The organism is Ruegeria sp. YKSF57 (genome assembly GCF_059612585.1).
The window spans coordinates 1-2,716 of sequence record NZ_JBXWQW010000110.1 but is presented as its reverse complement, the minus strand read 5'-3'; the positions used below and the strand labels follow the sequence as shown (position 1 = coordinate 2,716).

Sequence of the window (2,716 nt, the reverse complement as noted above, 5' to 3'; positions counted from 1 at the left end):
CATGCATTGCTGGAACAGCCAAGCGGCCCGACCAAGGGAGCGTCGTTGCTGGAGTTGATCCAACGCTTGGGCTTTGTCCAACTGGACAGCATCAACACGGTGGCGCGGGCACATGACATGATCCTGTTCGCGCGCCGGTCGGCGTACCGAACGGACAACCTCAAGCGGCTCTATGAGCGTGACCGGGCTTTGTTCGAGCACTGGACGCATGATGCCGCTGTCATCCCGATGACCTTCTATCCACACTGGCACTTGCGGTTCGAGCGCGATGCCGAGCTGCTGCGGGCGCGTTGGAAGAACTGGCGCCGCGACGGGTTTGAACAGAGGTTCCAGTCGGTTCTGAATCACATCCGCGAGCATGGCCCGGTCGGATCTTCCGACGTGGGCACGGATGAAAAGAAGGGCTCGGGCGGATGGTGGGACTGGCACCCGTCCAAGACTGCACTGGAATACCTGTGGCGCTCTGGCGCTTTGACGGTTGTGGGACGTGAAGGGTTTCAAAAGCGTTATGACCTGACGGAACGGGTGATCGAGACGCATCTTTGCCCCGGTCGTTCCCCGTGCGATGCCGAGGGCACGGTGAACTGGCTGTGCAATGCGGCGCTTGACCGGTTGGGGTTCGCCACATCGGGCGAAATCTCGGCGTTTTGGGACACGGTCACCTCAAGCGAGGCCAAGGCGTGGTGTGAGGCAGCGCTTGCACGCGGCGAGATTGAATCTGTTGAGATCGAAGGCGCGGACGGGCGTCCGCGCAAGGTTTTTGCCCGACCCGATGTCATGGGGCAGGCGGCCCGGCTGGCGGTCGCTCCGGGGCGGATGCGGGTGCTCAGCCCGTTCGACCCGGCCCTGCGCGACCGCAAACGGGCAGAGCGGTTGTTCGGCTTTCACTATCGGATCGAAGTGTTCGTGCCGGAACCCAAGCGGGTTTATGGCTATTATGTCTTTCCGCTGCTCGAAGGTGATCGCCTGGTCGGGCGGATCGACATGAAAGCGCATCGGGACTGTGGCGAATTGCGCGTTCGCGCCCTGTGGCCCGAGCGACGCGCCCGGTGGTCAACGGCCCGCACCCGGAGGTTGGAGGCGGAACTGGACCGCGTTCGCAAACTGGCCGGTGTCGAGCGAGTGGTCTTTGCGGATGGGTGGCTACGGGAGCCACTGTAAACACCGACGGCTCAGGTCAGAAATCCGCGCTCTTTCACCAGCTCCCTTAGCTCTGTCAGCGACACATCGAGCGATTGTCCCGACGTGTCCAGACGTGCGAGCGCCTTGCCATAAAGGGCCTCGCGGCTGGTGAGGATCGACTTGAGTTGCTCCATCGCTTCGGGATTGCCCGCCATCGGCCGTTCGTCGCCCTGGGCGCGGACGCGTTCCATGTGTTCGACGGGTGAGGCGCGGAGCCAGATGGTGTGGAAATGGTTGAGCAGGGTGTTGTACGTTTCCGGTTCGGCAACGATGCCACCGGCGACGGCCAGAATCATGGCGTCGTGGGTGGCGATGACGCGGTCCACGGCCTGCGCTTCGAGCTTGCGGTAACCCTCTTGCCCGTAAAGCGCCATGACTTCGCCAACTGGCATGCCCGCCTGCTCTTCGATCCGTTCATTCAACTCGACAAATGGCAGGTTCAGCGCCTCGCCGAGCATGGCGCCGAGGGTCGATTTTCCGGCGCCGCGGAGGCCGACGAGGCATATTCTGTTGGCTCTGAGCAGTTCGGCGGGAACCGGGGTCAGGGTATTGAGGACCTGCTGCTGCACGTCAGCGTTGGCGGCGCGAAACAGGTCGGCCACGCGCAGGGCGTCCGAATTCCACGGGTCGTCCTCGCCCACCAGCCATTCGATCCGGTGATCGAGTGCACTGGCGACGCGTTGCAGAAGGCCGATCGATATATTGCCTTCGCCGGCTTCCAATTGCGCAAGATATCGTGGTGACACACCCGAAATTTCGGACAGGACACGGCGCGGTATTCCACGGGTTTCGCGTGCCTTGCGGACCCGTTCGCCGACGCGGGCAATCAGCGCATCAACCGACGTTTCGACCAGATCAGCGCCGCTTTGCGATGTGGTTTCGCCCCTGAAGTTGGTGATCTCGGTCATGCCGCCTGCGTGGTCTTTTGTGTGAAATAATGCACAAATTACGATGCCACGGCGTCATGGGCAATCAAAAAGGCCGAAATGTACCGGTTTCCAGACCCCTGTTGTACGATTAGTACGTCTCGACGTGGTATCGTCCTTCGTCACGCATCCGGTCACGCAGATCGGCCCATTCCAGTCCCAGACCGCGCGCGATATCCTTGAGCGCCTCTTCGACCCCCTGCTCCATCGCCTTGAGGCCGCAGATGTAGATGTGACCGTTCGGGTTCTTCAGCAATTCGCCAACTTTATCGGCCTCGTCCCGCAGCTTGTCCTGCACATAATGTTTCGGCTCTCCCTCTTGCCGGGAAAAGGCAAAGTGTTTGGACATGAAGCTTTCCGGCACCTTCTTGAGTGGACCGAAATAGGGCAGCTCCTGCGGGCGGCGGGCGCCGAAGACCAGCATCAGAGAGTCCTTGAGCGACGGATATTCGCGCTGGCGGCGCATGGTGAAGGCGCGGAACGGGGCCGAGCCGGTGCCGGTGCAGATCATCAACAGATGCGCGTTCGGGTCAGACGGCAGCAGAAAGGTCGAGCCGAACGGGCCGGTCACGTTGACCGTATCGCCGGGCTTGAGATCGCAGACATAA

At 61.7% G+C, this 2,716-nt stretch carries 3 protein-coding genes; 1 reads left to right on the top strand and 2 read right to left on the bottom strand.

Annotated elements, in window-relative coordinates:
• The coding region (locus AC2FLX_RS22065) for a winged helix-turn-helix domain-containing protein (protein WP_496875573.1) at positions 1–1,161 on the top strand (1,161 nt) is incomplete at its 5' end.
• An 11-nt stretch (positions 1,162–1,172) separates the two neighbouring features.
• Here the strand turns inward: AC2FLX_RS22065 and AC2FLX_RS22060 are convergent.
• A complete protein-coding gene (locus tag AC2FLX_RS22060) occupies positions 1,173–2,090 on the bottom strand; it encodes a helix-turn-helix transcriptional regulator (protein ID WP_496748679.1) in 918 nt (305 codons plus the stop codon).
• Positions 2,091–2,199: 109 nt separating this feature from the next.
• Positions 2,200–2,716: ferredoxin reductase domain-containing protein (locus AC2FLX_RS22055; RefSeq protein ID WP_496875572.1), on the bottom strand; the 517-nt coding region annotated here is incomplete at its 5' end.

Coding starts and splice junctions, on each gene's coding strand:
- AC2FLX_RS22060 (WP_496748679.1), bottom strand. CDS start 2,090: ATGACCGAGATCACCAACTTCAGGGGCGAAACCACATCGCAAAGCGGC.